The organism is Mesorhizobium sp. M7A.F.Ce.TU.012.03.2.1 (assembly GCF_004006095.1).
GTDB lineage: Bacteria > Pseudomonadota > Alphaproteobacteria > Rhizobiales > Rhizobiaceae > Mesorhizobium.
The window spans coordinates 2,505,418-2,531,079 of the sequence record NZ_CP034779.1 but is presented as its reverse complement, the minus strand read 5'-3'; the positions used below and the strand labels follow the sequence as shown (position 1 = coordinate 2,531,079).

The following is a 25,662-nucleotide window of genomic DNA, read 5'->3' as shown; positions in this document are numbered from 1 at the left end:
GTCCGGCAACCGCGAGCTGGCTTGATCTCAGGCCGCGATCTTCAGCGCGCCCGGTCCTGGAATGGCGCCCGGCGGGCATTTGCCAAGAATGATCATCCCCAGCACCTCGTCCTGGGTGACATCGGTGGTGCGGGCGGTGCCAACGACCTGGCCGTTCTTCATGACGCAGACCCGGTCGGCAAGCTCGAACACATCGTGGATGTCGTGGCTGATCAGGAAGATGCCGATGCCATCGGACTTGAGCTGCTTGACCAGTTCGCCGACCTGCGCCGTTTCCTGCGGACCAAGCGCCGCAGTCGGCTCGTCCATGATCAGGATGCGGGCGTTGAACAGGATCGCACGCGCGATCGCCACCGATTGCCGCTGGCCGCCCGACAGCTTGATCACCGGCTCCTTGAAGCGCTGGAAGCGGGGATTTAGCCGACCCATCACCTTGCGCGCCTCGGCCTCCATGGCAACGTCGTCGAGCGTACCCCAGGCGGTCATCAGCTCGCGGCCGAGGAACAGATTGGCGGCGGCGTCGACATTGTCGGCCAACGCCAGCGTCTGGTAGATCGTCTCGATGCCGTATTTCTTGGCGTCGCGTGGATTGGAGATCGATGCCTCCTCGCCGTTGACGAAGATCTGGCCCGAATCGCGCTTGTAGGCGCCGGACAGGATCTTGATCAATGTCGACTTGCCGGCGCCATTGTGGCCGAGCAGCGCCACGACCTCGCCGGGGAAAAGATCGATCGAGGCGTCGTCGACGGCGCGGATGCCGCCAAACGCGATCGAGATGTTCCTCATGTCGATCAGCGCGGTGGCTGCAGGAGCAGTCTTGTCATTCATGGCATGCCCTCCTAGACGCGCTTGCGATAGACGGTGTCGAGCCACACGGCGATGACCAGTACGGCCCCGACGACGATGCTCTGCAGCGGCGAGTCGACGCCGAGCAGCACCATGCCGGACTGCAGCGACTGCATCAGCAGCGCGCCCAGCATGGCGCCGATGATCGTTCCCGATCCGCCGGCAAGCGACGTGCCGCCGATCACGGCGGCTGCAATGACGAGCAGTTCGTCGAGCGTTCCAAGCACGTTGGTGGCCGAATTCTGCCGGGCCGAGGAGATCGCCGCGGCAATCGTGGCCAGCACGCCCATGATCATGAACACCTTCATGGTGATCCATCGCGTGTTGATGCCGGCGAGATTAGCCGCCTCGGGATTGCCGCCGATGGCGAACACATAGCGGCCGAAACGGGTGCGGTTGGTGATGAAGGTCATCACCAGCCCGACGGCGACAGCCATCAGCACCGGTATGGCGATACCGTGGGCGATGAACAGGCCGCCTTCGGGAACGGTGATGTTGTTGGCGGCCGCATATCTGTTCACGATGCCGATCGGCCAGGGGTAGGAGTTGGCGAGCCAGACCGCACCCATGATGGCGCCGCAGGTGACGACTCCAAGCAGCGCCTCGGCCCAGATCGGACGTAGCGGAAACCGGAAACGCTTGCGCTGCACCCGCCCGTTGAACAGCCCAAACACCACGGCGAGGCAGGCGACGATCCCAACGATCCAGCTCCAGGTCGCGCCGATCGATCCCGCCGGCCCACCGCCCATCAGCTGAAAAGTGGCGTTAAGCGGCGCCACGGTCTGGCCTGAAGTGACCCACCAGGCGGCACCGCGCCAGACCAGCAGGCCGCCCAGCGTCACGATAAAGGCGGGCACTTCGAGATAGGCGATGACGAAGCCTTGAAAAGCGCCGATCAACAGGCCGAGCGCCAGGCCGATGACCAGTGCCAGGACCCAGATCCACGGGTTGCCGAGTTCGAGCCCGACAAAGCGCACCAGGAAATGCACCTGGGCAAATCCCATCACCATGCCGATCAGGCCCTCGGCGGAACCGACCGACAGGTCGATGTTGCGCATGACGATGACCAGCACCATGCCGCAGGCCATGATGGCAACCGCGGACGTCTGCACCGACAGGTTCCACAGATTGCGCGGCGTGAGAAAGGTGCGGCTGTCGAAATCGAGCGGATTGACGCCAAGGCGCAGGCTGGAAATGACATGCAGCCCAATCCAGATGACCAGCAGCGCGCCGATCATGCCGAGCATGCGGGTGTCGATCTCGGTCGCCTTCAGGAACCGGGCGACGGCGCCGAGTTCCGACGCGCGCGCCGTATCGGTCTGCGGGTTTGACGTCGTATCGGTCATGGTTTCCTCCCACCGGCTGGCCGTCTGACGCGCATGCCGGAGCCCAGCCTAGAAGCTATCCGCATGATGCGGAAACAGAATTCTTTGAGAAAACGCCGCGGCTTTTGGGCCGCGGCGTTCAGATATTTCAAAGTGGTACGGATCAGTTGCAGGCCGCCACGGTGCCGGCGGCGACACCCGCGCAGACTTCGTCCTTCTTGATCCAGCCGGCGTCGATGACGACGTTGAGATTGTCCTTGGTGATGGCAACCGGGGTCAGGAACAGCGACTTGACGGTGTTGCCGCCCGGCGTCGTGAAGTCCTTGGCGCCGGCGATGTCGCTCGTCTTCTTGCCGTCGGCCAGTTGCGAGGCGATCTCGGCGGCATTCTTGCCGAGCTCCCGCGCGTCCTTCCACACCGACACGGTTTGCGTGCCGAGGGCGATGCGGTTCAGCGCGGCGTGGTCGCCGTCCTGACCCGAGACCGGCACGGTGCCGGCCAAGCCTTGAGCCGTCAGCGCCGCGACGACGCCACCGGCAGTGCCGTCATTGGCCGCGACCACCGCGTCGACCTTGTTGTCGTTGGCGGTCAGGAACTGCTCCATGTTCTTCTGGGCGTTGGCGGGCAGCCAGCCATCCGTGTAGGCTTCGCCGACATTCTTGATCTTGCCGCTGTCGATGGCTTCCTTGAGCACTTCCATCGAGCCCGAGAACAGGAAGTCGGCATTGGGATCGGCACCGGAGCCCTTGATGAAGACGTAGTTGCCTTCCGGCTTGACCTTGAACACTTCGCGGGCCTGCATGCGGCCGACTTCCTTGTTGTCGAAGGTCAGATAGAAGACGTCCTTGTTCTCGATCAGCCGGTCATAGCCGACGACCGGAATGCCTTCGTCCAGCGCCTTCTGCACGGCCGGGCCGATGGCCGAAGCGTCCTGCGCCAGGATGATCAGGGAATTAGCGCCCTGCGAGATCAGGCTTTCGACATCGGTAAGCTGCTTGCCGGGATTGGACTGCGCATCGGCGGAGATGTACTTGTCGCCAGCGGCCTCGATCGCCGTCTTCATGGCGGCTTCGTCGGTCTTCCAGCGTTCTTCCTGGAAGTTGGACCACGAAACGCCGACGACCTTGTCCTTCGCCTGCGCGACAGACGCGAGCGTCAGCGACATGGCGGCACCCGCCAGGATGGCGGCCGTGAATCTTTTCATATTATCCTCCCTGCGCCGCGTATGGCGCGACCAAACTGACCCGAGGGCCGGCACAGAGGCTCTATTTTTTCGAGCCTCGAAAAAATACTGGGCCAACGCCCGAACGCTGTCAACATCGATTCTGATGGATTTTGATGTCATTTCGAGTTTTTTTCGAGTCTCGGAATAAATAAATGACACGGCCTGCAGCTTCTGCCAGTATTTACCGGCGTCACCGACAGCGTTCCAGGGGCAGGAGGAACCGCGGCGACCGGGAGGATATGAAAGAACATGTCGGTCGGAATCCGCCACGACGATCTGCGCCGCCGCAACCGCGCCATGGTGATCGCGGCAGTGCGCCGCGCCGGACAGCCGTCGCGAACCGAGATCGCCGCGACCACAAGCCTCAGCCATTCGACCATCTCGGCGATTTCAGCGGACCTGATCGTCGAAGGCATCCTGACCGAAAGCAAGCCGAGCGAGGCCGGCTCACTCAAACGCGGCCGGCCGCAGGTCGGCCTCAGTCTCAATCCGGAAGCGGCCGCGGTAATGACCGTGGTGCTGTCGCTGAACTTCCTCTCCGTCGCCGTCATCGACTATGCCGGCCAGGTAATATCCGAGGAACAGCGCCGGCTGGACACGCTGACGATGTCGCGCGAGTCGCTGATCGGGGAATGCACGGCCATCGTGCGGCGCCGCCTGGCAGATCCCGACCTGGACGTGCGCAGCATCGCCCGCATCGCGCTGGCCATCCAGGGCATCACCGACACCCGTGCCCGCGCCATGCTGTGGTCGCCGATCACGCCGCACACCGACATCGCCTTCGCTGACATATTCGAAGACCAGTTCGGCATCCCTGCCATAATGGAGAACGACTGCAACATGATGGCGGTGGCGCTGCGCTGGCGCGACCCCGATCGTTACCGCGACGATTTCATCGCTATCCTTTTGTCGCACGGCATCGGCATGGGACTGGTGCTGAAGGGCGAATTGTTCACCGGCACCCATTCTTCGGGCGGCGAATTCGGCCACATGATCCATCGGCCGAACGGCGCGCTATGTCGCTGCGGACGGCGCGGCTGCGTCGAAGCCTATGCGGGCAATTACGCCATCTGGCGCAACGCCAGGCAGATGGGCGAGGATGCAGAACCCGTTGCCGATGTCAGCGACGCCGACATGCGCGCCCTGGCTGCCGCGGCCCGCGAAGGTGACGGACCCGAACGGGAAGCCTATCGCAAGGCCGGCGAAGCGCTCGGCTACGGCCTCGGCAGCCTGTTCGCGCTGATCGATCCGGCGCCGGTCGCCATGGTCGGTGTCAGCGCCGCCGCCTTCGACCTGATCGAGCCGGCATTGCGGCAAGCGATTGCCCAGACCGCCGGCGGCCAGCATTCCAAATCGATTTCCTTCGACACCGAGCCGAACGAACTGCCGCTGATCCGCGAGGGCTGCGCCATGCGGGCGCTGATCTTCGTCGATCAGGAGATTTTTGCGCCGGGCGTGCAGGCGAGATCCGGTTTCGGCGGCAAGAACGTGGCGTGAGTTCAAACGAGGGAGTTCAGTCCTCTCGGATGGCGTATCCGGCCCCACGGATCGTGCGGATGACATCAGGCATACGGCCATTGTTGACCGCCTTGCGCAGCCGGCCGACATGCACGTCGACCGTGCGCTCGTCGATGTAGATCGTCTCGCCCCAGACATTGTCGAGCAGCTGGCTGCGCGAGAACACGCGGCCTGGATGGCGCATCATGAATTCGAGCAGGCGGAATTCCGTCGGCCCAAGCCGGATCTCGCTCTTCTTGCGATAGACACGGTGCGACTCGCGATCGAGCACGATATCGCCGACCTTTAGCACGCTGGACAGCACTTCCGGCTTGGCCCGGCGCAGCAGCGCCTTGACCCTGGCCATGAACTCTGGCGTCGAGAAGGGCTTGACCAGATAGTCGTCGGCGCCGGTCGACAGGCCGCGCACGCGGTCGCTTTCCTCGCCTCGCGCGGTCAGCATGATGATCGGCAGCCGCTCGGTCTCGGGACGCATTCGCAGGCGCCGGCAGAGTTCGATGCCCGAAACCGCAGGCACCATCCAGTCGAGCACCAGAAGATCGGGAACGTTCTCCTGCAGCCGGATTTCGGCCTCATCGCCGCGCGTCACCACCTCGACCTGGTAACCTTCGGATTCAAGATTGTAGCGGAGCAGCACGCCTAGCGGCTCCTCATCCTCCACCACCATGATGCGTGGTGCGATCATCGGCTGGTCACCCCTGTTATGCCGCTGGCGCGGACATTGCCGTCTCGTCCTGCTTCGGACGATTGGCTGGCAGCTGCGTGCCGGTCAAAACATAGTAGGCATTTTCGGCGATGTTGGTCACGTGGTCGCCGATCCGCTCGAGGTTCTTGGCGCAAAACAACAGGTGCGTGCACGCCGTGATGTTGCGGGGATCTTCCATCATGTAGGTCAGCAGCTCGCGGAACACCGAGGTGTATTTGACGTCGATGCGTTCATCATTGTTTCTGAGCGTGGCAAGCGCTGCCGCGTCAGCGGCGGCATACTCGTCGACGACCCCCTGCACCTGGATCAGCACCAGCTGCGCCATCGCGTCGATCGAATGCGAAAGATCGTGCGGCGTGACGCTCAGCCCGACAGTGCCGACGCGCTTGGCGATGTTCTTGGCAAGGTCGCCGATGCGCTCGAGGTCGCCGGCCATGCGGATCGAACCGACCACCGCACGCAGATCGTTGGCCATTGGCTGGCGCTTGGCGATCAGCGTGATGGCGCGATCGTCCAGCTCGCGCTGGCGGGCATCCATGATGGCATCGTCGGAAACCACGCGCTGCGCCAGCGCATTGTCCGAATTGAGCAAAGCCTTGGTCGAGCCACTGACCATCGAGCGGGCGAGATCGCCCATGTCGCGGATCAGCTGGCTGATCTGCTCCAGATCCTCATCGAAAGATGCAACGGTATGTTCACCCATGATCTTCGTCCCTCATATGCCTGAGCTCAGCCGAACCGGCCGGTGATGTAGTCCTGGGTGCGTTTGTCGTCGGGGGTGGTGAACATCTTGTCGGTGGCGCCCTCCTCGACCAGATAGCCTAGATGGAACATCGCGGTGCGCTGCGACACGCGCGCTGCCTGCTGCATCGAATGGGTGACGATGACGATCGTATAGTTCTGGCGCAGTTCGTCGATCAGTTCCTCGACGCGAGCAGTGGCGATCGGATCGAGCGCCGAACACGGCTCGTCCATCAGGATCACCTCGGGCGACACGGCGATGGCGCGTGCAATGCACAGACGCTGCTGCTGGCCACCGGAAAGACCCGTGCCAGGTTCCTGCAAACGGTCCTTCACCTCGTTCCAGATTGCCGCCTTCTTCAGGCTCGACTCGACGATCTGATCCATGTCGGCCTTGCGCTTGGCCAATCCGTGGATGCGCGGGCCATAGGCGACGTTCTCGTAGATCGACTTGGGGAACGGATTGGGTTTCTGAAACACCATGCCGACGCGCGCCCTGAGTTCGACGACATCGATGTTCTTGTCGTAGATGTCTTCTTCGTCGAGCGTTATCTTGCCGGTTACCCGCGCGGAATCGATGGTGTCGTTCATGCGGTTGAGGCAACGCAGGAAGGTCGACTTGCCGCAGCCGGAGGGGCCGATCAGCGCCGTCACCTGATTCAGGCGGACGTCGAGATTGACATCGAACAGCGCCTGCTTCTCGCCATAGAACACGCCGACCTTGTCGCCGCGCATTTTGATCACTTCGTTCGACTTGGCGTTCATCTTATCGCCCACTGCGTTTTCAAGGGACTGTTCGGTCATGATGTTCATACCAAAATGCCTTTTTTCTACCAGCGCCGCTCGAACCGACGCCGAAGCACGATCGCGGTGATGTTCATGGCCATGAGGAAGACGAGCAGGATGATGATCGCGCCCGACATGCGCTCGACGAAGGCGCGTTCGGCCTCGTTCGCCCACATATAGATCTGCACCGGCAGCGCGGTGGCCGGATCGAAAGGCGTCGTCGGTGGATCGGCGACGAAGGCGACCATGCCGATTAGCAGCAGGGGCGCGGTTTCACCGAGCGCACGCGCTAGACCGATGATGGTGCCGGTGAGGATGCCGGGTGCGGCAAGCGGCAGGATGTGCTGGAACACCATCTGCATCTTGGAGGCGCCAAGACCGAGAGCCGCCGAGCGGATCGACGGCGGCACCGCGGCAAGTGCAGCGCGCGTCGCGATGATGATCGTCGGCAGCGTCATCAGTGTCAGCACCAGGCCGCCGACGAAAGCGGCGGAGCGCGGCATGCCCAGGAAATTGATGAACACCGCGAGGCCGAGCAAGCCGAAGACGATTGACGGCACCGCTGCCAGATTGTTGATGTTGACCTCGATAAGGTCGGTGAAACGGTTCTTCTTGGCGAACTCCTCCAGATAGATGGAGGCGGCGACGCCGATCGGTAGCGCCAGGAGCAACACGATTACCATCATATAAAACGAGCCGATGATCGCCACGCCCATGCCCGAGGTTTCCGGGCGGCTGGAGGCGCCGTAGGTGAACAGGCCGCTGTTGAAGTGCTCGGCCATCGCGCCCTCGGTCTTGAGCTTGTTCATCCAGGTGATCTGCTGGTCCGAGACCTTGCGTCGCGCTTCCTCGACACTGAGGTCGATCTGGCCCTTGAAAGCCGAGTCGAGATTGGCGGCGGCGAGGATGTTGACGTTGCGTGTCGTGCCGATCACGGACGGATCGGCGGCAACGATGTCGCGCAACTGGACGCGGGCGCCTTCCGACAGGAAGCCCTTGAGCTTCTGGATCATCGGCTTGTCATCAGGAGAGATGCCGAGCTTGGCCACAAGCGCGTTTTCGGCGAGCTTGGGATAATTTGCCTTGATCAGAACGCTCGGATCGGTTGCACGCTTGCCGGAAGGATCGATCACCTTCTCGTCGAACGAGATCGGCAGTGATACCGTCGTCTGCCAGAAGGCGGTGTAGCCTTTCGAGACGATGGTGATCAGCATGATTGCCAGGAACGCCAGGCCTACGGAAATCGCCACGACGCCATAGATGCGGAAACGGCGTTCGGCGGCGTAACGGGCCTTCAGGCCGATGTCGCGGCGCGGATGGGCCGCCGCCCTGACCATCGTATTCATGGAAATGTCGGTCATTCGTACTGCTCCCGATATTTGCGCACGATGTAGAGCGCGACGATGTTCATCACCAACGTCAGCGCGAACAGCGTCAGGCCGAGTGCGAAGGCGACCAGCGTCTGCGGCGAATTGAACTCGAGGTCGCCGGTGAGCTGGTTGACGATCTTGACGGTGATGGTCGTCATCGCCTCGAACGGGTTGATGGTGAGGTTGGCGGCGACGCCCGCCGCCAGCACGACAATCATCGTTTCGCCGATGGCGCGCGAGGCGGTCAGCAGGATGGCGCCGACGATGCCGGGTAGTGCAGCCGGCAGGATCACCCGCTTGATCGTCTCGGAGCGGGTCGCGCCGAGGCCAAGCGACCCGTCGCGCATGGCGCGCGGCACCGCGGTTATGATGTCGTCCGAAAGAGAGGACACCACCGGGATCAGCATGACGCCCATGACCAGGCCGGCGGTGAAGATGCTCTGGCCCTGGATGAAGGGCGAACCGCCGGTCAGCGCCGCGGACAGGTCGCGCAGGAACGGCCCAAGCGTGACGACGGCGAAGATGCCGTAGACGATGGTCGGTATGCCGGCCAGCAGTTCAAGCGCCGGCTTAACCACCGAGCGCACCTTGGGCGTTGCATACTCGGCCATGTAGACAGCCGACATCAGCCCGACCGGCACCGCAACCAGCAGCGCGACGGCGGCGATGTAGAGCGTGCCCGCAAGAAGCGGGATCAGGCCGAATTGGCCCTGGCTGCCGCCCGAACCGGCAGCGGCAAAACGCGGATCCCAGACGGTGCCGAAGAAGAAACTCATCGGCGAGACGCTTTCGAAGAAGGTGATCGTCTGGAACAGCATCGAAAGCACGATGCCGATGGTTGTCAGGATGGCGATGGTGGAGGCGGCAAGCAGCCCCCACAGCATCAGCCTCTCGACATTGTTGCGTGCCCTGGCGCGCGGCTCGATCTGCCTGAGCGCATAGAAGGCGCCGGCGATCGAGGAAACGAGAATGACAATGGCGCCGAACAGGCCGAGCCGGTCCTGGACCTTGTTCGCCTCGACGGCGATCGGGATCATGTAATCCTGCGTGTCGCTCGCCAGTGCCACACCCTTGGCGGCGAGCAGCGGCTGCAGCTCGGCAAAGCTGGCAGGCATTGCGGCCAGTGTGCCTGCATCGAGTTTGCGCAGGCCCCTGGCGAGGCTCTTTACCAGGCTGACATCCAGTGCCTCACTGGCAACCTTGCTGTCGACGGTGCGCTCGGGCAAGGCAGTGTGAATGTGTCGGTCAAGATAGACGGAAGACCCGACGGTCCAGACGGCAAGCAGCAAAAAAGCAGGCAGAACGGCGAGCAGGAAGGCCCACCAGCCATGATAGTGGGCGCGCGAATGCGGCTTGACCTTGCCATTGTCGTGGGCCGCGGCACGTTGCCGACCGATGAAAAAGGCAACCAGGCCGACGGCAACGACGATGGCCAGTACGAGCAAGGACGACATGGACCCACCCCAAGAGAAATTCTTACGCAGCCGCCATTGCGGCCTGCGATGAAACCGGGGCGCGGGATTTGGCCCGCACCCCGGTTCGGCAGCTGATTACATCGACTTTCCGGCGGCGAAAGCGTCACGCTGGGCCTGACGCTCGGCATCCGGAGCAGCAACGAGGCCGTATTCGGCGAGCGGGCTTTCCGGGCCAACCATCTGGTCGTCAAGGAAGAACTCGACATATTCCTTGAGGCCGGGAACGACGCCCAGATGCGCCTTCTTGACGTAGAAGAACAGCGGGCGCGAGACGGGATACTTGCCGCTGGCGATCGTCCCGGTCGAAGGCACGACGTCTTCCACGGTGGCGACCTTCAGCTTGTCGGCATTGTTCTCATAGAAGGCGAGGCCAAACACGCCGACGCCGGTCTTGTTGGAGTCGATGCGGGCGAGCGTCTCGGTATAGTCGCCATCGATGTCGACGGCCTTGCCGTCCTTGCGGATGGCGATGCAGGTTTTGCCGATTTCCTTGTCGTCGGCAATGCCGGCGGCCTTGAGAGCAGCCTTGTCACAGCCGGCATCGAGAAGCTTGGTCTCGAACACTTCGCGCGTGCCGTGCTTTTCGCCCGGAATATAGGCGGCGATGTCCCAGTCGGGCAGCTTCGGATTGACCTGGCTCCACTTGGTGTTCGGATTGTCGACGAGCTTGCCGTCGACGACCAGCTTGGCCGCGAGCGCCTTGTAGATGTCGGCGGGAACCAGCGCCCAATCCGGGCCCTTGATGTCGGTGGCGAAGACGATGCCGTCATAGCCGATCCGGACTTCCTGGACTTCCTTCACGCCGGCGTCGGCGCAGGACTTGAGTTCGTCCGCCTTGATCGGACGCGACGAATTGGCGATGTCGATCGTGTCTTCGCCGACGCCCTTGCAGAATTCCTTGATGCCCGCGCCGCTGCCGCCGGATTCGACGACCGGGGTCTTGAAGTTGGTGAATGTTTCGCCGAACTGCTCGGCGACGATCTTGGCATAAGGTAACACTGTCGATGATCCGGCGACCTGGATCTGGTCGCGCGCGGCGGCGAAGCCGGACGTCGCGGCGAGCGCAAGCGCAGCGGCCGACGCCGTATAGAGGAATTTCTTCATGTGGCCTGCTCCTGTTCGGAAGATGGTCTCTCGGCGCTCGTCAGTCGGCGCCCGCTGAGGCCAATAGCCTTCGATTATAACAGTCGCATGACAGTTTGATGTCACCCCGGTAACGCGTCATCGGGATGAGCAGAATGCCGCCTGGCCGGCACTCCCGACGCAGCCCCGCTTTGTCACCGGAATCAGGGACTTGCTCGATTCGGTCGAGGCTGGCCGGCGATTTGGGGATCAGCCGGCCTTTATGAAGAAAAGCCGGACGGGAGCGCGTTGCTCTCAGCCAGACGGTGTCGTGGCCGGGCCATCGCCGAAAACAGGTCCGTTGGGGTAGGTTGACGCTGTCTCATGCCGGCGGTCGCTGCTCCCGCCCGTAACTGGGAAGAGCGGAATTCGAATGTCGCTATTGTCTCGGCTGGATGCCGCCTTTCATATGGTGCGATCGCACCATAGTCTTGGCCGCTGACAGGGGCGCGAATCTTCGCCGTATTCCCGGTACTCGGGCAGAGCCGGCCTTACCCGGCGTTGCGCTGCGCCTGCCGGCTGGCGCCGACCCAGCGCTCGACCTTCTCGAGCAACGCCCGGGGACTGATCGGCTTGGGCAGATAGTCGTCCATGCCTGCCTCCAGGCAGCGCTCGCGGTCGCCCTTCAGCGCATGCGCGGTGACGCCGACGATCGGCACATGCGTGCCGGTTTCTTCCTCCAGCCGGCGAATGGCGGCGGTTGCTTCGAGACCGTTCATCTCCGGCATGGAGACATCCATCAGGATCATGCACGGGTTCAGCCGGCCGAAGGCGTCGAGCGCCTTGCGGCCATTGCCGACGATCTCGAAACCATAACCGGTCTCGCCGAGGATCTGGGTGAACACCATCTGGTTCACCTCATTGTCCTCGGCCACCAGGATATCCAGCCTGTCGCCGCCAGCCGCCACCGGTGGCCGGGGGCGAATCGAAGGCGGCTGCAGCAGCGCCCGCTGTTCGGACGGTGCCGAGGGCTGCGTCCGCATCACATAACCCGTAGCGACGTCGGCTGCGAGCGGCTGCGCGTCGCTGCCGCTCGTGTTGTGGCGATGCCGCTGGATGGTGGCGACCAGCGTTTCCAGCAGCACCGAAGAGCGCGCCGGCTTGATCAACTGGGCATCGATGCCGAGATCGCGATAGCTGGTGTTGGCGAGCGACTGGTCGACCGAGGTCAGCATGATGATCGGCGTGCCGGCAAGGCCGGCGGTGTTGCGCACGATCCGCGCCATTTCGGCGCCGCTCATTCCAGGCATCTGGTAATCGAGCACGACGCAGTCGACCGGGACGCCATAGGCGGCGGCGGCGATCAGCACCCTGAGGCCTTCTGCGCCACTTTCGGCAGCGCAGGAATCGAACGTCCACGACGTCATCTGCTCGGTCAGGATCGCCCTGTTGACGGCATTGTCGTCGACAATCAGCACACGCGCACCGGTCACGTCGATCGGCATGATGCGCTGTCCGTTCTGCTGTCCGGCCCTCGGCAGCGTCACCGAGAACCAGAAAGTCGAGCCCTTGCCTTCCGCACTTTCGACCCCGATATCGCCGCCCATCAGCTCGACGAGCCGCGAGGTGATGGCGAGGCCGAGACCGGTCCCCTCGTGTCGCCTCGTCGACGAGGTGTCGACCTGGCTGAATTTCTCGAACACCAGTTTCAGTTTTTCCTCGGGGATACCGATACCTGTATCGGTGACCGAGATCGTCAGCTTCGTTCCGGTTGGAGCCCTCTCGCCGGTGACGTCGACCAGCACATGGCCTTCATCGGTGAATTTCACCGCGTTGCCGAGCAGGTTGGTGACGATCTGTCTGATACGGCCGACATCGCCGACGAACAGGCTCTCGAGCCGAGGCTCGACACGAACGATCAGCTCGAGGTCCTTTTCCTTGGCACGTGTCGACACCAGCGTCGCCACATCCTCGATCGCCTCGGCCAGATTGAAGGGCGCCGGATCGAGCACCAACTGACCGGCATCGATCTTGGAGAAGTCCAGGATGTCGTTGATGATGGTGAGCAGCGCATTGCCCGATTTCACGATGATGTCGGTAAACGTCTTCTGCTTCGGGTCGAGGTCCGATTTGGCCAGCAGTTCGGCCATGCCGAGCACACCGTTCATCGGCGTACGGATCTCATGGCTCATATTGGCGAGGAATTCCGACTTGGCGCGGTCGGCGAGCACGGCGCGCTGACGCGCTTCGCGTAGTTCCGCCTCTCGCATCTTCAGCTCGGTGATGTCGGTGGTCGAGCCGATCAGATAGAGCGAGCCGTCGGAGGCGATCATCGCGCCCTTGCGGGCGAATTGATGCCTGACGCTGCCGTCGGCCAACGTCACCGTCTCTTCGACCTCCTGGGTTTCGCCGGTGCGCAGCACGGCGAGGTCGCCATTGACGAAAGCCTCGCCATCGGGCCCGAAAATCTCGATGTCGGTCTTGCCGATAGCCTCTTCCTTGCTGAAGCCCGTGAGATCGCACCAGCCCTTGTTGACATAGAACTGCCTGAGATCGGAGCGCTTGGCGTAGATCGATACCGGCACGTTGTCGATCAGGCTGCGGAACACCTCGTTCTCGCGCATGCTCTCTTCCAGCGCACGCTCGCGCGCCTTGACGTCGGTGATGTCGGTGCTCGAACCGACCAGATGCACCGACCCGTCCAGCGTCACCAGGCGGCTCTTGCGCGTCATCAACTGCCGAACCGTGCCGTCGCGATGGGTGACGGGTTCCTCGACCTCCCTGACGGCGCCCGTCACGGCGACTTGCGTGTCGTCATGGCTGTAGCCATCGGCGTCCTGCGCACCGAACAACTGCCGGTCGGTGCGGCCGATGACATCCTCCTTGGTCAAGCCGGTGATCGCGCACCAGGCCTTGTTGACGAATTCGATGCTCAGGTCCTGCGCCTTGATGAAGGCGGCCACCGGCAACTCGTCCATCACGTGCCGGAACAGGTCGATCTGGCGCATCGAATCGCGCAATGCCGCCTCGCGGCTCTTGATCTCGGAGATGTCAACGCGAACACCGATGAAGGTGCCATCATCGGTCCGCATGTCGTAGACCTGGTGCCAGCGGCCGTCGGGGTTATGACGCTCGTAGCAGGAATTGGGCAAGCGGTAGCGGGCGAGGATCGCATCCAGCCAGCGGTCATGGTCGCTGTCGTAGAGCTGGTCGACTTGTGGATCGCCGCTGTCGCGGAAATAGCCGTTCGCATGGCCCAGAACGAGTGCCTCGCGGAATGTGCAGCCGGGCTGCCATGCCGGCTTCAAGGCCGGCAGCGTATCCTGGATCTTGCGGTTGGCGAAAACGAACCTGTCGTCGCGATCGTAGATGATCACGGCGGCCGGCAAGGATTCCAGCACGCTGGCGAGATGCTTGCGCGCATCCTGCGCTTCCGTCTCGCGGCGCTTCATTTCGGAAATATCGAACAGGAAGCCGGCAACATAGTTGCGGCCGCTGGCCATGCCGACGCGGCTCTTCCTGACGATGCGCGATCGGCTGGCGCCATCGACCTCGAAATTCTCTTCCACTTCGTACGGCCGCCCGGTCGCAAGGACCTCACCTTCGCTCTGCTCGAAAAGCGCGACAGCGTTCGCTGGGAGGAAATCGCCGCCGGGCTTGCCGAGCATGGCTTGCGGCGTCTGGCCAAACAGAGCCGCGAACGCCTCGTTGACGAAGACAAAGCGCAGATGGTCGTCCTTGACGAAGATCGGATCCTTGACGGCGTTGATCACCGCCTCCGCCAGCCGCGCTTTCTCCAGCGCGTCGGCAAGTTCGGCCTCCCGGTTCTTCATGTCGGTGACGTCGACATAGGAGATCAGCCGCTTGCCGCCGGCCAGCGGCGCCATCGACGATATCAGCGTGCGGCCGTCATTGCGCGGGAACTGCCGCGCCGCGGCGATCCCGGCCCTGATTTCCGCCTCGCGCTCGGCGATATGCCGCTGCCATGATGCATCGTCGGCACCAAACGGATCGATGTCGCGGCTGGCGTCCATCAGATCGCGGAAGCTGCAGCCGATCTCGGCGCGCCGGGCGTCGATCTGCCAGAAATCATAGAAAGCACGGTTGATGATCTCGGTGCGCATATCGGCGTCGAGGACGAGGACACCGATCGGCATCTGGTCGACCATGGTGCGGAGACTGGCGAAGGTCTCGGCGATCTTGGCGTTCGCGCTTTTGATCTCCGCATCGCGTTGCTTGATCTCGGTGACCTCATAATAGGTCAACAGCCGCTTGCCGCCTGACAGCGCCGTCACCGAGAACATCATCGTCCTGCCGTTGGCATGGACAAATTCGCGCGGCGCGACGGATCCGGCGCGAATCTCCTCGAGACGAGTGGCAAGGTAGCGCTGCCATTGCCGTTCGTCGATGTCGCCATAGATGCCGCTGCGGCGGTTGAGCTCCATCAACAGGCTGAACGGAGCGCCGACGCCGACAGCGCCGTCCGGAATCCTCGAGAGGTCGCGATAGGCCTTGTTGACGATCAGCGTGTCGAGCCTGGCGTCGAGGAGCACGACGCCCATGTGCATGGCGTCCATCGTCCGCTCGAGGTCGGCCAGATGCTGGTCGGGCTCGCCGTCGGCCGATGGTTCCGGCCCCGGACCCTTGAAGGCGCCGGCCAATGCCGTGACGTTGCGGCCGATTCCGCGATAGCCGGCAAATCTTCCTTCGTCGTCGAACTTCGGAAAGCCTGATGTCAAGACCCAGCGACAGTCGGCGCTGCCACCCTTGAGTTCGTAGACGAAGTCGCGAAAAGGCCGGTGCGCCTGCAGATCCTCCAAATGCGCGGCGCCACTACGATCGCCGTTCAGGACCTGATTGAGGAAGTCGAAGCGGAACCGGCCAAGCACGTTTGCCGGATCGATGCCGGTGGCTGCCTGGTAATTTTGCGAGAGCCAGGAGAAGCGCAGTTCGGCGTCGGTCTCCCAGACCCAGTCGGAACCGGCTTCGACGAGTTGGCGAAGCGCATCGTTCGAATCCATGCAAGAGGCGGACGATGATGCATCATCGCCTTGCGCTGTGGATCTGCGAGGCCCGCGCTTGCCGCGCGCGCCGATTGTTTCGTCCGCTTCCGCCATGCCGTTCCCACCCCGAAAACCAAGGCCGAACCCTCCTCCGCGGTTCGTCGGCGGAATGTGCCCGTGAAGCATTAAGGATCCGCTAACCTTAACGGTCGGTTAGACAGGATTGCGCGGCACGGTCTGCTTCATTCCGCCCGGTTGTCGGCGGGGTCGAACCCGCTATATAAGCAACGGCAGGGGTATTGCTGATGCTTGGACGGATTGTGCCTTTTTTCATGGGGCTAGCGCTGCTTTTCGGCGGCGGTTGCTCGCGCAGTTATGACGGCACGGTCGTCATCCCGAGGCCGCTCGATGTCCGGCGCTTCTGGGACCGGCCGCCACCGAATGTCGACTATGGGCAAGCCGAGGTCGAAAACGGCGCTTTTCCGGTGGCGCCGCAGCCGCCCCGGCGTTTTTCCGAGCGCAAGGTCAGCCATGCCGCACCGAAACGGCACCAGACGAGGTTGCCTGCGTCGGCGTCCCTATCGGCGCCGGCGAAGTCGCTGACCTGCAGGAACATCAGCGAGCCTGGCAAGAGAGCTCGCATGGTCTGCGATTAGATTGGAGCTTGGTCCTAAAAGCGGGGTTCGGTCAAACAAACACGATCCGCGGATAGCTCGGCGAACGGGCTTTCACAGGGAAGCAGCGCCTTTTTTCGGCTCCTTCGCTCCGAGCTTGTCGAGTGCAAGACGAACCTGGCGCAGATCTTCCTGCCAACCGTCATCGTCGTCCATTGGACCCTCCGAGGCAGCCCGCTGCAACCCACGCGCCTCGGATTCGATCTCGCGCAGTTCGGCGATTTTCTGTTCGGTGGTCAGCGAGTCGTCTTCGACGATCTCCAGCACCCGCATTTCCCTGAACGTAGCCATGGCGTTCCTCCCGGCTGATGTCGATCACAACGCCGTGAGCGCCCCTCTGTTCCAGACGGATCGCGCAGCCGCATAGCAGCAGGCACGCCGCCGCCGGTGATCGCAAATCGGGGAAGACCGGCGATCATTCGGCCGGGAAAAATGCCGGGCCGACCAAGCGCACCAGCCGCTCGCCGGCCTCGATCGAAAGGTGCTGGGCGGCACCTGGGGCTTCGGCATCGATCCCGGGGACGGCCGCAACCGTGCCGAGATCCGGCTTCGCCGTCGGCAACGGAATAATGGCGTTGCGCATGTTGGCGGGCGTCACGGTCCTGGCTCGCAGTTCGGTGACCCGCTGGTAGTAGCGCTTGACGTCGCATGCCTTGAAATTCGCATCATCGCGATATCTGAAGGCTGCCGGCAGCTCGGTATAGGGTTTGCGCGTGTCGAGCGCGGTCATCTGGTCGGTCTCGAGGCTGGCGTCGTTCAACGTGTAGAGGTCGACGCCGGGGTCATCGCAGATGTAACGGCATTGATCGACCGTCTCCTTCAGATCGCCGCTGGCGGCGAATTGCGACTTTGGCGCCGGGAAGAAATATCCGTCCGACAGACGCACGCAAAACAGCATCGCATTGCCGGCGAACGTGGTGCTCGCCGATTGGGTGCTGGGCGCGGCGCGCACAGGCCGTTGCTTTGCCGAAGTCGCACAGCCAAGCGCGACGAGGCGCGCCTGCAGGCCCGCTGTGTCGCGGCCCGAATTCCCAGCGGCAGCAATCCGGCGCTGCACATCCGAGCGGCTCCTGGCGAGATCGGCGCAAGCGTTGAAGAGACCACCAAGCGAACTCTTCGCCGTGCACTGGCGCTGTCTCTCGATAGTCTGGATGGCTGCAAGTTGCCGGCGAAACTGGGCAAGCTCCGGGCTCGCCCCGCCGCTGCGGCCAGCCGAAAGCAACTGGCTTCTGATCGCGCCGCAGCTGTCCGCGTAGGACGAAAGCGTACCGAACAACACTGCCGCCAGCGAAATAAATGCGATCACCATGGAGGGCCAGAAACGGATCATCGGGACAACTGGTCCTTTTTGCGGAGAACCTGGAATTTAGAGTCCATGACTTCAGCAAGATTCGGCTACATGAGTAATTCCTAATAATCTAACGAATTTCGACATGAATGACCTATTGTCTATTGTACTACGTCACCTCATGTAAATTCGATATTACATTTTTATTTCAAGATTGAGACGAACCTCGAAGGAAAGCGCAAGCCTGACCGTCGCCGAGGACCTGCAGCGCAACGGACCGAGATCAATGCGCCATTATCACCAGGGGTTCGAAACCTTTGTCGGGCCTTCCGCGTTGAAGGACCAAAGGGAGAACGCAGATGTCGATCCACTTCACCGTCTCCGACCTGACAAGAAACCTGTTTCACTCGCTGGGGCTGGACCAGCGCGCGCCAAGGCCACTCAATCCCGAGCAAAGCCTGTTGCTGGAATGCTATCTGGCCGGCCAGGTTCCTGAATCAGCCTGGAGCGACTACGTCTTCGAGACGCCCGATCTTGCCCGGCATGCCGAGGCCAGGCGCAGTCACCACTGAACCGGCAGCGGCGCCTATTTTGGAGAAGCGAATTGCAACGTAAACACGTTGCCAGCGACCCCTTGCGCCAGCTTCGCCGAGAAAGTCAGGGGCAGGCAATCCTGCAGGGCCGCTGTCGCGGCATCGACAAACGATTTCTTCGCTTTGGCATCACCATCCACTTTAATGGCCGTCGGCCTCGGCGGGCCGATCAGCGTGCCATCCCGCTTGAAGCTGAAGCTCAAGGTGACGCTGGCGGTCCCGGCGTCCGCCGGCGGTGTCCAGCATGCCTGGATCGCTGCCCCGACATCGTCCATCGTGTTGAGTTCGGCTGCACTCGAAGCATGGACAGCGGTTGCCAGCATCACGCCCGCAACCGCAATCCGTCTCGCAACGCTTTTCATCGCCAGCCCTCGTCTCATGCCTGACCGACAATCCATGCCGGACTGCCGAGATGGATGGTAGGGCCAACGCCGGCAATGACAATATCTCCCGACAAAAGTTGACGCCAAAAAAGCGACACTGGACGAGGCCTGCGTGCCAATTCGCACTTGGCGATGGCGTGCGAAAGCAAAAAGGCCGGCATTGCGCCGACCTTTCCTATCGCTACGACGTTCTGCGCCAGTACATCCGTGGTCGCGGGCCGAAAGCGAATTGCCTGCAGTAGACAGGGCTTTGGTTAACGTATCCTTAACCTCAGGCCTTGGCCTGCGACTTCACATGGGCGATGTAGCCGCGCACATCGCCGGCCGGCTCGCTATAGGCCTTGCCGAGCGTCTTCTCGATCGCCGCCACATAGTCCTTCGCCCACTTGGGCAAGGCATAGTCGACGACGGCTAGGAATTCGAGCGTCGCCGCCAGGCGGATATCGGCGATCGACGGGTTCTTGCCGCCGATGAACGGCTTGCCGTCCCTGAAGAAGCTGTGAAACACTTCGAGCGGCTCGGCGATCGCCGCCATCGCCGCCTTCTGGGCCTCCGACTTCCTGTCGGGGTGCGCGTCGCTGTGGCCGACCTCGCCGGCATATTGTGGGAAGCCGAGCGCCGGATAGGTGGCGCGTGCCACATAGGGGTAGAGCGTGCCGATCAGGTAGAACATGGCACTGTCGACCATCGCCCGCTTGGCCGGCGCCTTCGGATAGAATTTCTCCAGCCCGTGCTTGTTGGCGAGATACTGCATGATGGCGCAGCTTTCCCACAACACGCCTCTAGGGAGGCCCTTGTCCTCGATCATCGGTGTCAAATGGGCGGGATTTCGCGCCATGAACTCCGGCGAACGGGTGTGGCCCCAGGCATCGGTCTCGGCATTGTCGAAACCGGCCGCGCGCGCAAACACCCGCACGGTCATGTTGTTGACGCTGGGCTTCAGCATGCTGAGCTTCAACGCCGGCTTCTTGGCCGGCTTGGCCTTGGGCGCGGCTTTTGCCGTCGCCTTCACCGCAGGCTTGGCGGCCGCCTTGGCTTTTGGCTTTGCCGCAGCTTTCGCCGCGGATTTCCCGGCAGTCTTCGTCGCTGTCTTGGCCATCTTGTTCCTCCCTCTGGTCTGTTCAGTATGGGTTCTTCGGCGCCCGATCGTCCGACAAGGTGGCGCGGGAACGTTCGACGAGCGCCTGGATCGCATCGGCGAGATGCACTTCGGCGATGTTGTAGTCGCCGCGCGCGACCCGCAGCCTGTGCGCTTCCATCAGCACATCGGCGTGGGTGAAGCCCGCTGGCGGTTCGAAGCGGTAGGACGCCAGTTCGATCAGCAGGCCGAGCGGATCCTCGAAATAGATCGAATCCATGAAACCGCGATCCTTGACGCCGCTGTGCTTGATGCCGCGCTCGTCAAGACGGGAGACCGCCTGCAGGAAGGTGACGCGCGACACCGAAAAGGCGATGTGGTGGACACAGCCCGGATCGGTCGGCGTGCGCCGCTTCTCCGGTGTGCGGCTCTCGTCGGTGAAGATGGTGATCAGCCGGCCGTCGCCGGGATCGAAATAGAGATGGCTTTCCCTCGGCTTGTCGAGGTTGGGCTGTTCGAAGATGAACGGCATGCCGAGCACGCCTTCCCAGAAATCGATAGAGGTCTGGCGCCCGGCGCCGACCAGCGTGATGTGATGAACGCCCTGCGACTGCAGCTTCTGCATTGGCATTCCTCCCCCACGGCATCAACTGGCCGTCCGGGCAGCGCGGCGTTCTGCGCGCCGCCGGAGCCGAACCTCAGGATCCGTGACGTGATGCTAATGCAAACAGGGCCGCAGCGCCAGAAGCGACGAACGCGGCGACGCAACGGATAAGCCGGATGATTGAGAGTGCGCCGCCCTTCCGATGCCCGGACATCGGAAGGGCGTACACGCTACGCTTTTGGAGGCTGAGGGTCGACGATCCGGCCGACGGCCGACCGAATTGAGATACCGACTTACGAGCCGCTGCTGTTGACCGTAGTGCCGACGTTCGTGAAGATTCCGTTGAGCGAATTGCCCAGCGCCCCGGCGCCGGTGATGATCGCCAGCGCGATAAGAGCCGCGATCAAGCCATACTCGATCGCGGTCGCGCCCGACTCGTCCCAAGCGAAACGACAGGCTATTTTCTTCATGTCGACCTCCTACAGCTACTAAAGCGACAACTAATATATCGTCGTGAGTTGCGGGGGCGTTAAGGTTCTCGGTTTCGGGTCCGTTAACATTTGCCAGACGAATGAAATGAAGGCCAGTATCGAGGGTCGTCAACTTCAGAAACGAAATCGGCGGCATCCTGCGAATTTGTCGGAAAACTTGGTACGCCCAAGGGGAATCGAACCCCTGTTCCCGCCGTGAGAGGGCGGTGTCCTGACCGCTAGACGATGGGCGCGTTCAAGAACCGGCGATATAGGCTGAGCGCTGGGAAAAAGCAACTGGGGTTAGGCCGCTTTCCCTTGCCGAGGAAAAGCCGGCCGTGAGCCTATCGTTTCGGTTCGATCAGATCCCAGAGATTGCCGTACAGATCGGCGAAAACCGCCACCGTGCCGTAGGGCTCGAAGCGCGGTGCTTCGCGGAATTCGACGCCCTTCTCCAGCATCGCTGCGTGGTCGCGGGCAAAGTCGTCGGTTTCCAGGAACAGGAAGACACGGCCACCGGTCTGGTTGCCGATGCTCCGCCTTTGCGCCTCGTCGGACGCTTCCGCCAGAAGCAGCCTGGCGCCCTGCCCGTTGGCCGGCGCCACTGTGACCCAGCGCTTGCCGCCGCCGAGATCGACATTTTCGGCGAGCAGGAAGCCCAGCCGCTCGACATACCAGGCAATCGCCTCGTCATAATTGGCGACGACCAGGGCGACCGTGGCGATGCGGCGATGCTCGGCGAACCCGCTCATGCCTGAGGCTTGCTCATTGGCCTGCTGCCGTTCATCGTTGCGGCTCGGTCACGGTCACTTGTTGCGGATCGCAAAGCGGCCGATCAGGCGTCGCTCGGTGATGTCGTAGACGAAGATCGTGCGGCTGCCATCGGCAAGCTCGGCGTCGATCGAGACACGATTGCCGGACAGCGACTGGCTGACCACCGTGGCGCCGACCGGCAGCACGATGTCGCCGTTGACCGGTTCGCCGGCGGGTGTCTGGATATCGCCGGCCAGCGGCGGGTTCGCCGGCGGTGCATTGCGCGCTTTGTAGACAAGGGCGCCGATCACCACCATAAGGGCGAGGAACAGCAGGCCGAGATTGATCCCGACGAAGCGGACGAGTTTCCTGCGCACCTTTTCGACCTCGGGGTCGAGCGGCTTATCCTGGTCTTCTTCGGCGATCGGGCTGGCCATGGCAAAACAGTTCCGGAACGGTTTTTCAATGAGCGCTCATAGCGAAGAGGCCCCTGAATTGATAGAGGCGGAACCGACAGTGCTGGTGGCGGGCGCGGATGCGGCCGGCCTGCGCCTCGACCAGTGGCTGGCCGCAAGCCTTGGCCCGGACATGTCACGCAGCCGCGTGCAGATGCTGATCAGGCAGGGCGCGGTCTCGGTCGACGGCAAGCCCGTCGACGAGACCAAGCGCAAGATGGCGCCGGGCGAGAGCGTGTCGGTTACCATGCCGGAGCCGGAGCCGGCGGAGCCGCAGGGCGAGAACATCGCACTCGATGTACTCTATGAGGACGACGAACTGATCGTCATCAACAAGCCGGCCGGGCTTGTCGTGCACCCCGGAGCGGGCAACTGGACCGGCACGCTGGTCAATGCGCTGATCCATCATTGCGGCGCCAGCCTTTCAGGAATCGGGGGTGTGCGCCGGCCGGGCATCGTCCACCGCCTCGACAAGGAGACCAGCGGCGTCATGGTGGTCGCCAAGACCGACCGCGCCCACAAGTCACTGTCCGAGGCTTTCGCCGATCACGGCCTGACCGGCGACTTGGAGCGTGCCTATCTGGCGCTGGTCTGGGGCATACCGCAGAGGCCGACCGGAAGGGTCGACGCGCCGCTCGGCCGCGCCGCCGACCGCGTGCGCCGTGCCGTGGTGCCGGAAGGACGCGACGACGCCCGCCATGCGGTCACCCACTTCGCCGTGCAGGAGCGCTTCGGCGAGAGCCAACAGGAGTTCGCCACGGCCAGCCTGGTCGAATGCCGGCTGGAGACCGGCCGCACCCACCAGATCCGTGTCCACATGGCGCATATCGGCCACCCGGTGATCGGCGACCCCGATTACGGCCAAGCCTTCCGCACCAAGGCCAACCGGCTGCCCGAACCGCTGAAAAGCCAGGTCAAGGCATTTCCCCGGCAAGCTTTGCATGCCTGGCTCCTTGCATTTCGGCACCCCACTACCCATCTAACGATGAGGTTCGAGGCGCCGTTACCGAGGGACATGGAGGAACTCGTCGGCGGCTTCCGCAAGCTCTGAACCCGTCACCGACAAGCCATCAAAAAACCTGACTGACATTGTTCACTTCACCGTGACACACTGTTTCGTGTTGAACAAATGCCTGTCTTTTCTGGTTTTGTTCCTGTATAAGATCTGATGTCGCGGGCGAGCCTTTTGGTGCTCGCGTCACATGCCCGCCGCGTTTCGGGGGCATCACTCCAATAGAGAGGGGGCGCTATCATGGCCCAGTCACTACCCAGTATCGTTTCCGGCGAAGGCGGCCTCAGCCGCTACCTGGAAGAAATCCGCCGCTTTCCCATGCTGCAGCCGCAGGAAGAGTACATGCTCGCCAAGCGTTATGCGGAGCATGAAGACACCTCCGCTGCGCACAAGCTCGTCACCAGCCACCTCAGGCTCGTTGCCAAGATCGCCATGGGCTATCGCGGCTATGGCCTGCCGATCGGTGAAGTGATCTCGGAAGGCAATGTCGGCCTGATGCAGGCTGTCAAGAAATTCGAACCCGAGCGTGGCTTCCGCCTCGCGACCTATGCCATGTGGTGGATCAAGGCCTCGATCCAGGAGTACATCCTGCGCTCGTGGAGCCTGGTCAAGATGGGCACGACCGCCAACCAGAAGCGCCTGTTCTTCAACCTGCGCAAGGTGAAGGGCAAGATCCAGGCGCTCGACGACGGCGACTTGAAGCCCGACCAGATCACCGAGATCGCCACAAGGCTGAACGTTTCCGAAGCCGAAGTGGTGTCGATGAACCGCCGCCTGTCCGGCGACGCCTCGCTCAACGCCCCGATCCGGGCCAGCGAAGGCGAATCCGGCGAATGGCAGGACTGGCTGGTCGACGACCACGAAAGCCAGGAAGAGATGCTGATCGAGCAGGACGAGCTGGAAAACCGGCGCGGCATGCTGTCGGGCGCTCTTGCCGTGCTCAACGAGCGCGAGCGGCGCATCTTCGAGGCCCGTCGCCTCGCCGAAGAGCCGCTGACGCTGGAAGAGCTGTCGTCCGAGTTCGACATCAGCCGCGAGCGCGTGCGCCAGATCGAGGTGCGCGCCTTCGAGAAGGTGCAGGACGCGGTCAAGGCCGCCGCCAAGCGCCAGACCCAGGCGCTGCGCACGATTGAGGCGCAGCCGGCGGCGTAAGGTTAGCTAAGGCAACAAAAAATCAAGGCGGCGCCAGGAAACCTGGCGCCGCCTTTTTTGTGGCTGATTGGGAGTTGGCGAACGGGGGCGACAGCCAATCTCCCCCGCAAGGGTCGAGATTGGCAGCTTCACCAACGGCCCCTCAAAGCCCGTCCAGCGGAAACTTCAGGTACCGCCGGCCATTGGCTTCGGGTTCGGGCAACCTCCCGCCATTCATGTTGACCTGCAGCGCATGCAGGATCAGCCGCGGCATCGGCAGCGTCCTGTCGCGCGCCTCGCGCAGGGCGACGAACTCGGCCTCGCTGCAGGCGGCGGCAAGATGGATGTTGGTAGCCTTCTGTATGGCGACCGTGCTTTCCCACAAAGGTTCGCGGCCGCCGGCCTGATAGTCATGGCCGACGAACACCCGCGTCTCGTCCGGCAACGCCAATATGTCCTGGATCGAGCGCCAGAGCCGCGCGGCACTGCCGCCGGGAAAGTCCGTCCTCGCCGTGCCGCTGTCGGGCATGAACAGCGTGTCGTGGATGAAGGCGGCATCGCCGATCACATAGGTGATCGAGGCCAGCGTGTGTCCGGGCGAGAACAGCACCTTGACCGGAAGGGTACCCACTTGGAAGGTTTCGCCTTCTCTAAACAGCCTGTCCCACTGCGAACCGTCGGCGGGAAAATCCGGCCAGTTGTAGATCGCTTTCCACAGTTTCTGGACCTCGATGACCCTGTCGCCGATCGCCGTCGGCGCGCCGGTCTTCTCTCTCAAGTAATGCGCCGCCGAGAAATGGTCGGCATGCGGATGGGTGTCGAGGATCCATTCGACGCTCAGTCCCTGCTCGCTGACGAAGTCGAGCAGGACATCGGCATTCGTCGTTGTCGTAGCACCGGATTTCTCGTCGAAATCAAGGATCGGATCGATGATGGCGCATCGCTTCGTCGCCTGGTCGGCGACGACATACTGGATGGCGCCGGTCGGCTTGTCATAGAAGCCGCTGACCTGCGGCCTGGCCAAAGCTACGTCCAATTCCGGCTTCCCCAACTCTCGGTCGCCAGGAATGATTTTCTCTGACGACACCCGAGAGGAGCATGGTTGTCCGCTCGGGTGAGCCAGTCAAGTATCCTTTCGCTCGCGGCGACAGGAAAGCCAAAACT

24 protein-coding genes and 1 tRNA gene are annotated in these 25,662 nt (G+C 62.7%); 5 read left to right on the top strand and 20 right to left on the bottom strand.

Going from position 1 to position 25,662, the window contains the following annotated elements; genetic code table 11:
- Positions 1-27: 27 nt before the first annotated feature.
- From EJ079_RS12210 to xylF, 3 genes are all read right to left on the bottom strand, one after another.
- Positions 28-828, bottom strand: coding sequence for an ATP-binding cassette domain-containing protein (locus EJ079_RS12210; RefSeq protein WP_127267717.1), 801 nt, complete (start codon positions 826-828; stop codon positions 28-30).
- Between the two features lie 11 nt (positions 829-839).
- Positions 840-2,192, bottom strand: coding sequence for a sugar ABC transporter permease (locus EJ079_RS12205; protein WP_127809089.1), 1,353 nt, complete (start codon positions 2,190-2,192; stop codon positions 840-842).
- Between the two features lie 142 nt (positions 2,193-2,334).
- Positions 2,335-3,375: a D-xylose ABC transporter substrate-binding protein gene (gene xylF / locus EJ079_RS12200; RefSeq protein WP_013529274.1), complete on the bottom strand. Its 1,041-nt coding sequence runs from the start codon at positions 3,373-3,375 to the stop codon at positions 2,335-2,337.
- 270 nt (positions 3,376-3,645) lie between these two features.
- Between xylF and EJ079_RS12195 the strand changes: the two genes are divergently transcribed.
- Entirely contained in the window at positions 3,646-4,893 is a 1,248-nt protein-coding gene (locus EJ079_RS12195) for an ROK family protein (RefSeq protein WP_127809088.1), read from the top strand.
- 16 nt (positions 4,894-4,909) lie between these two features.
- Here the strand turns inward: EJ079_RS12195 and phoB are convergent, their stop codons facing one another.
- From phoB to EJ079_RS12160, 7 genes are all read right to left on the bottom strand, one after another.
- Positions 4,910-5,599, bottom strand: a complete 690-nt coding sequence (gene phoB, locus EJ079_RS12190; RefSeq protein ID WP_010911896.1) for a phosphate regulon transcriptional regulator PhoB — start codon at positions 5,597-5,599, stop codon at positions 4,910-4,912.
- Positions 5,600-5,615: 16 nt separating this feature from the next.
- Entirely contained in the window at positions 5,616-6,323 is a 708-nt protein-coding gene (gene phoU, locus EJ079_RS12185; protein WP_127267720.1) for a phosphate signaling complex protein PhoU, read from the bottom strand.
- 26 nt (positions 6,324-6,349) lie between these two features.
- Positions 6,350-7,174, bottom strand: a complete 825-nt coding sequence (pstB, locus tag EJ079_RS12180; protein WP_127267721.1) for a phosphate ABC transporter ATP-binding protein PstB — start codon at positions 7,172-7,174, stop codon at positions 6,350-6,352.
- A 17-nt stretch (positions 7,175-7,191) separates the two neighbouring features.
- Positions 7,192-8,508: a phosphate ABC transporter permease PstA gene (gene pstA / locus EJ079_RS12175; protein ID WP_127809087.1), complete on the bottom strand. Its 1,317-nt coding sequence runs from the start codon at positions 8,506-8,508 to the stop codon at positions 7,192-7,194.
- A complete protein-coding gene (gene pstC, locus EJ079_RS12170) occupies positions 8,505-9,971 on the bottom strand; it encodes a phosphate ABC transporter permease subunit PstC (protein ID WP_127809086.1) in 1,467 nt (488 codons plus the stop codon). Before pstC ends, pstA begins: the two co-directional genes overlap by 4 nt.
- A 96-nt stretch (positions 9,972-10,067) precedes the next feature.
- Positions 10,068-11,096, bottom strand: coding sequence for a substrate-binding domain-containing protein (locus EJ079_RS12165; RefSeq protein WP_127809085.1), 1,029 nt, complete (start codon positions 11,094-11,096; stop codon positions 10,068-10,070).
- A 509-nt stretch (positions 11,097-11,605) separates the two neighbouring features.
- Positions 11,606-16,171, bottom strand: a complete 4,566-nt coding sequence (locus EJ079_RS12160; protein WP_164873772.1) for a PAS domain-containing protein — start codon at positions 16,169-16,171, stop codon at positions 11,606-11,608.
- A gap of 191 nt (positions 16,172-16,362) precedes the next feature.
- Here EJ079_RS12160 and EJ079_RS12155 point away from each other — a divergent pair, with 191 nt between their 5' ends.
- Positions 16,363-16,713: a hypothetical protein gene (locus EJ079_RS12155; protein WP_127809083.1), complete on the top strand. Its 351-nt coding sequence runs from the start codon at positions 16,363-16,365 to the stop codon at positions 16,711-16,713.
- A gap of 72 nt (positions 16,714-16,785) precedes the next feature.
- Here the strand turns inward: EJ079_RS12155 and EJ079_RS12150 are convergent, their stop codons facing one another.
- Positions 16,786-17,022 carry a hypothetical protein gene (locus EJ079_RS12150; protein WP_013529265.1) on the bottom strand — a complete coding sequence of 79 codons (237 nt, stop codon included), beginning with the start codon at positions 17,020-17,022 and terminating at the stop codon, positions 16,786-16,788.
- A gap of 124 nt (positions 17,023-17,146) precedes the next feature.
- Complete coding sequence (locus tag EJ079_RS12145) at positions 17,147-18,061, bottom strand: DUF2865 domain-containing protein (protein WP_127809082.1); 915 nt, start codon at positions 18,059-18,061, stop codon at positions 17,147-17,149.
- Positions 18,062-18,378: 317 nt separating this feature from the next.
- Between EJ079_RS12145 and EJ079_RS12140 the strand changes: the two genes are divergently transcribed.
- Positions 18,379-18,591 carry a hypothetical protein gene (locus EJ079_RS12140; RefSeq protein WP_023810978.1) on the top strand — a complete coding sequence of 71 codons (213 nt, stop codon included), beginning with the start codon at positions 18,379-18,381 and terminating at the stop codon, positions 18,589-18,591.
- A 14-nt stretch (positions 18,592-18,605) separates the two neighbouring features.
- On the opposite strand, the gene EJ079_RS12135 is transcribed toward EJ079_RS12140, so the two are convergent.
- From EJ079_RS12135 to EJ079_RS12105, 7 genes are all read right to left on the bottom strand, one after another.
- A complete protein-coding gene (locus tag EJ079_RS12135) occupies positions 18,606-18,974 on the bottom strand; it encodes a hypothetical protein (RefSeq protein WP_127809081.1) in 369 nt (122 codons plus the stop codon).
- Positions 18,975-19,266: 292 nt separating this feature from the next.
- Entirely contained in the window at positions 19,267-20,094 is an 828-nt protein-coding gene (locus EJ079_RS12130; protein ID WP_127809080.1) for a glutathione S-transferase family protein, read from the bottom strand.
- 22 nt (positions 20,095-20,116) lie between these two features.
- Positions 20,117-20,698, bottom strand: a complete 582-nt coding sequence (locus tag EJ079_RS12125; RefSeq protein ID WP_127268028.1) for a VOC family protein — start codon at positions 20,696-20,698, stop codon at positions 20,117-20,119.
- A gap of 272 nt (positions 20,699-20,970) precedes the next feature.
- A complete protein-coding gene (locus tag EJ079_RS12120; protein ID WP_127320620.1) occupies positions 20,971-21,147 on the bottom strand; it encodes a Flp family type IVb pilin in 177 nt (58 codons plus the stop codon).
- Between the two features lie 179 nt (positions 21,148-21,326).
- Positions 21,327-21,401: transfer RNA gene (locus EJ079_RS12115), tRNA-Glu, on the bottom strand.
- A 90-nt stretch (positions 21,402-21,491) separates the two neighbouring features.
- Complete coding sequence (locus EJ079_RS12110) at positions 21,492-21,899, bottom strand: VOC family protein (RefSeq protein ID WP_127809079.1); 408 nt, start codon at positions 21,897-21,899, stop codon at positions 21,492-21,494.
- 54 nt (positions 21,900-21,953) lie between these two features.
- Positions 21,954-22,337 carry a fimbrial protein gene (locus EJ079_RS12105; protein WP_127268031.1) on the bottom strand — a complete coding sequence of 128 codons (384 nt, stop codon included), beginning with the start codon at positions 22,335-22,337 and terminating at the stop codon, positions 21,954-21,956.
- A gap of 28 nt (positions 22,338-22,365) precedes the next feature.
- On the opposite strand from EJ079_RS12105, the gene EJ079_RS12100 reads away from it, so the two are divergent.
- Both EJ079_RS12100 and rpoH read left to right on the top strand, forming a co-directional pair.
- Positions 22,366-23,406 (top strand): RluA family pseudouridine synthase, encoded by a 1,041-nt coding sequence (locus EJ079_RS12100; RefSeq protein WP_127809078.1) that lies wholly within the window; start codon positions 22,366-22,368, stop codon positions 23,404-23,406.
- A 201-nt stretch (positions 23,407-23,607) separates the two neighbouring features.
- The gene (gene rpoH / locus EJ079_RS12095) at positions 23,608-24,519 is read left to right on the top strand and encodes an RNA polymerase sigma factor RpoH (protein ID WP_127268033.1); all 912 of its coding nucleotides are present in this window, start codon (positions 23,608-23,610) and stop codon (positions 24,517-24,519) included.
- A 142-nt stretch (positions 24,520-24,661) separates the two neighbouring features.
- Here rpoH and EJ079_RS12090 read toward each other — a convergent pair whose 3' ends face one another.
- Positions 24,662-25,534, bottom strand: a complete 873-nt coding sequence (locus EJ079_RS12090; protein ID WP_127809077.1) for an MBL fold metallo-hydrolase — start codon at positions 25,532-25,534, stop codon at positions 24,662-24,664.
- Positions 25,535-25,662 lie beyond the last annotated feature (128 nt).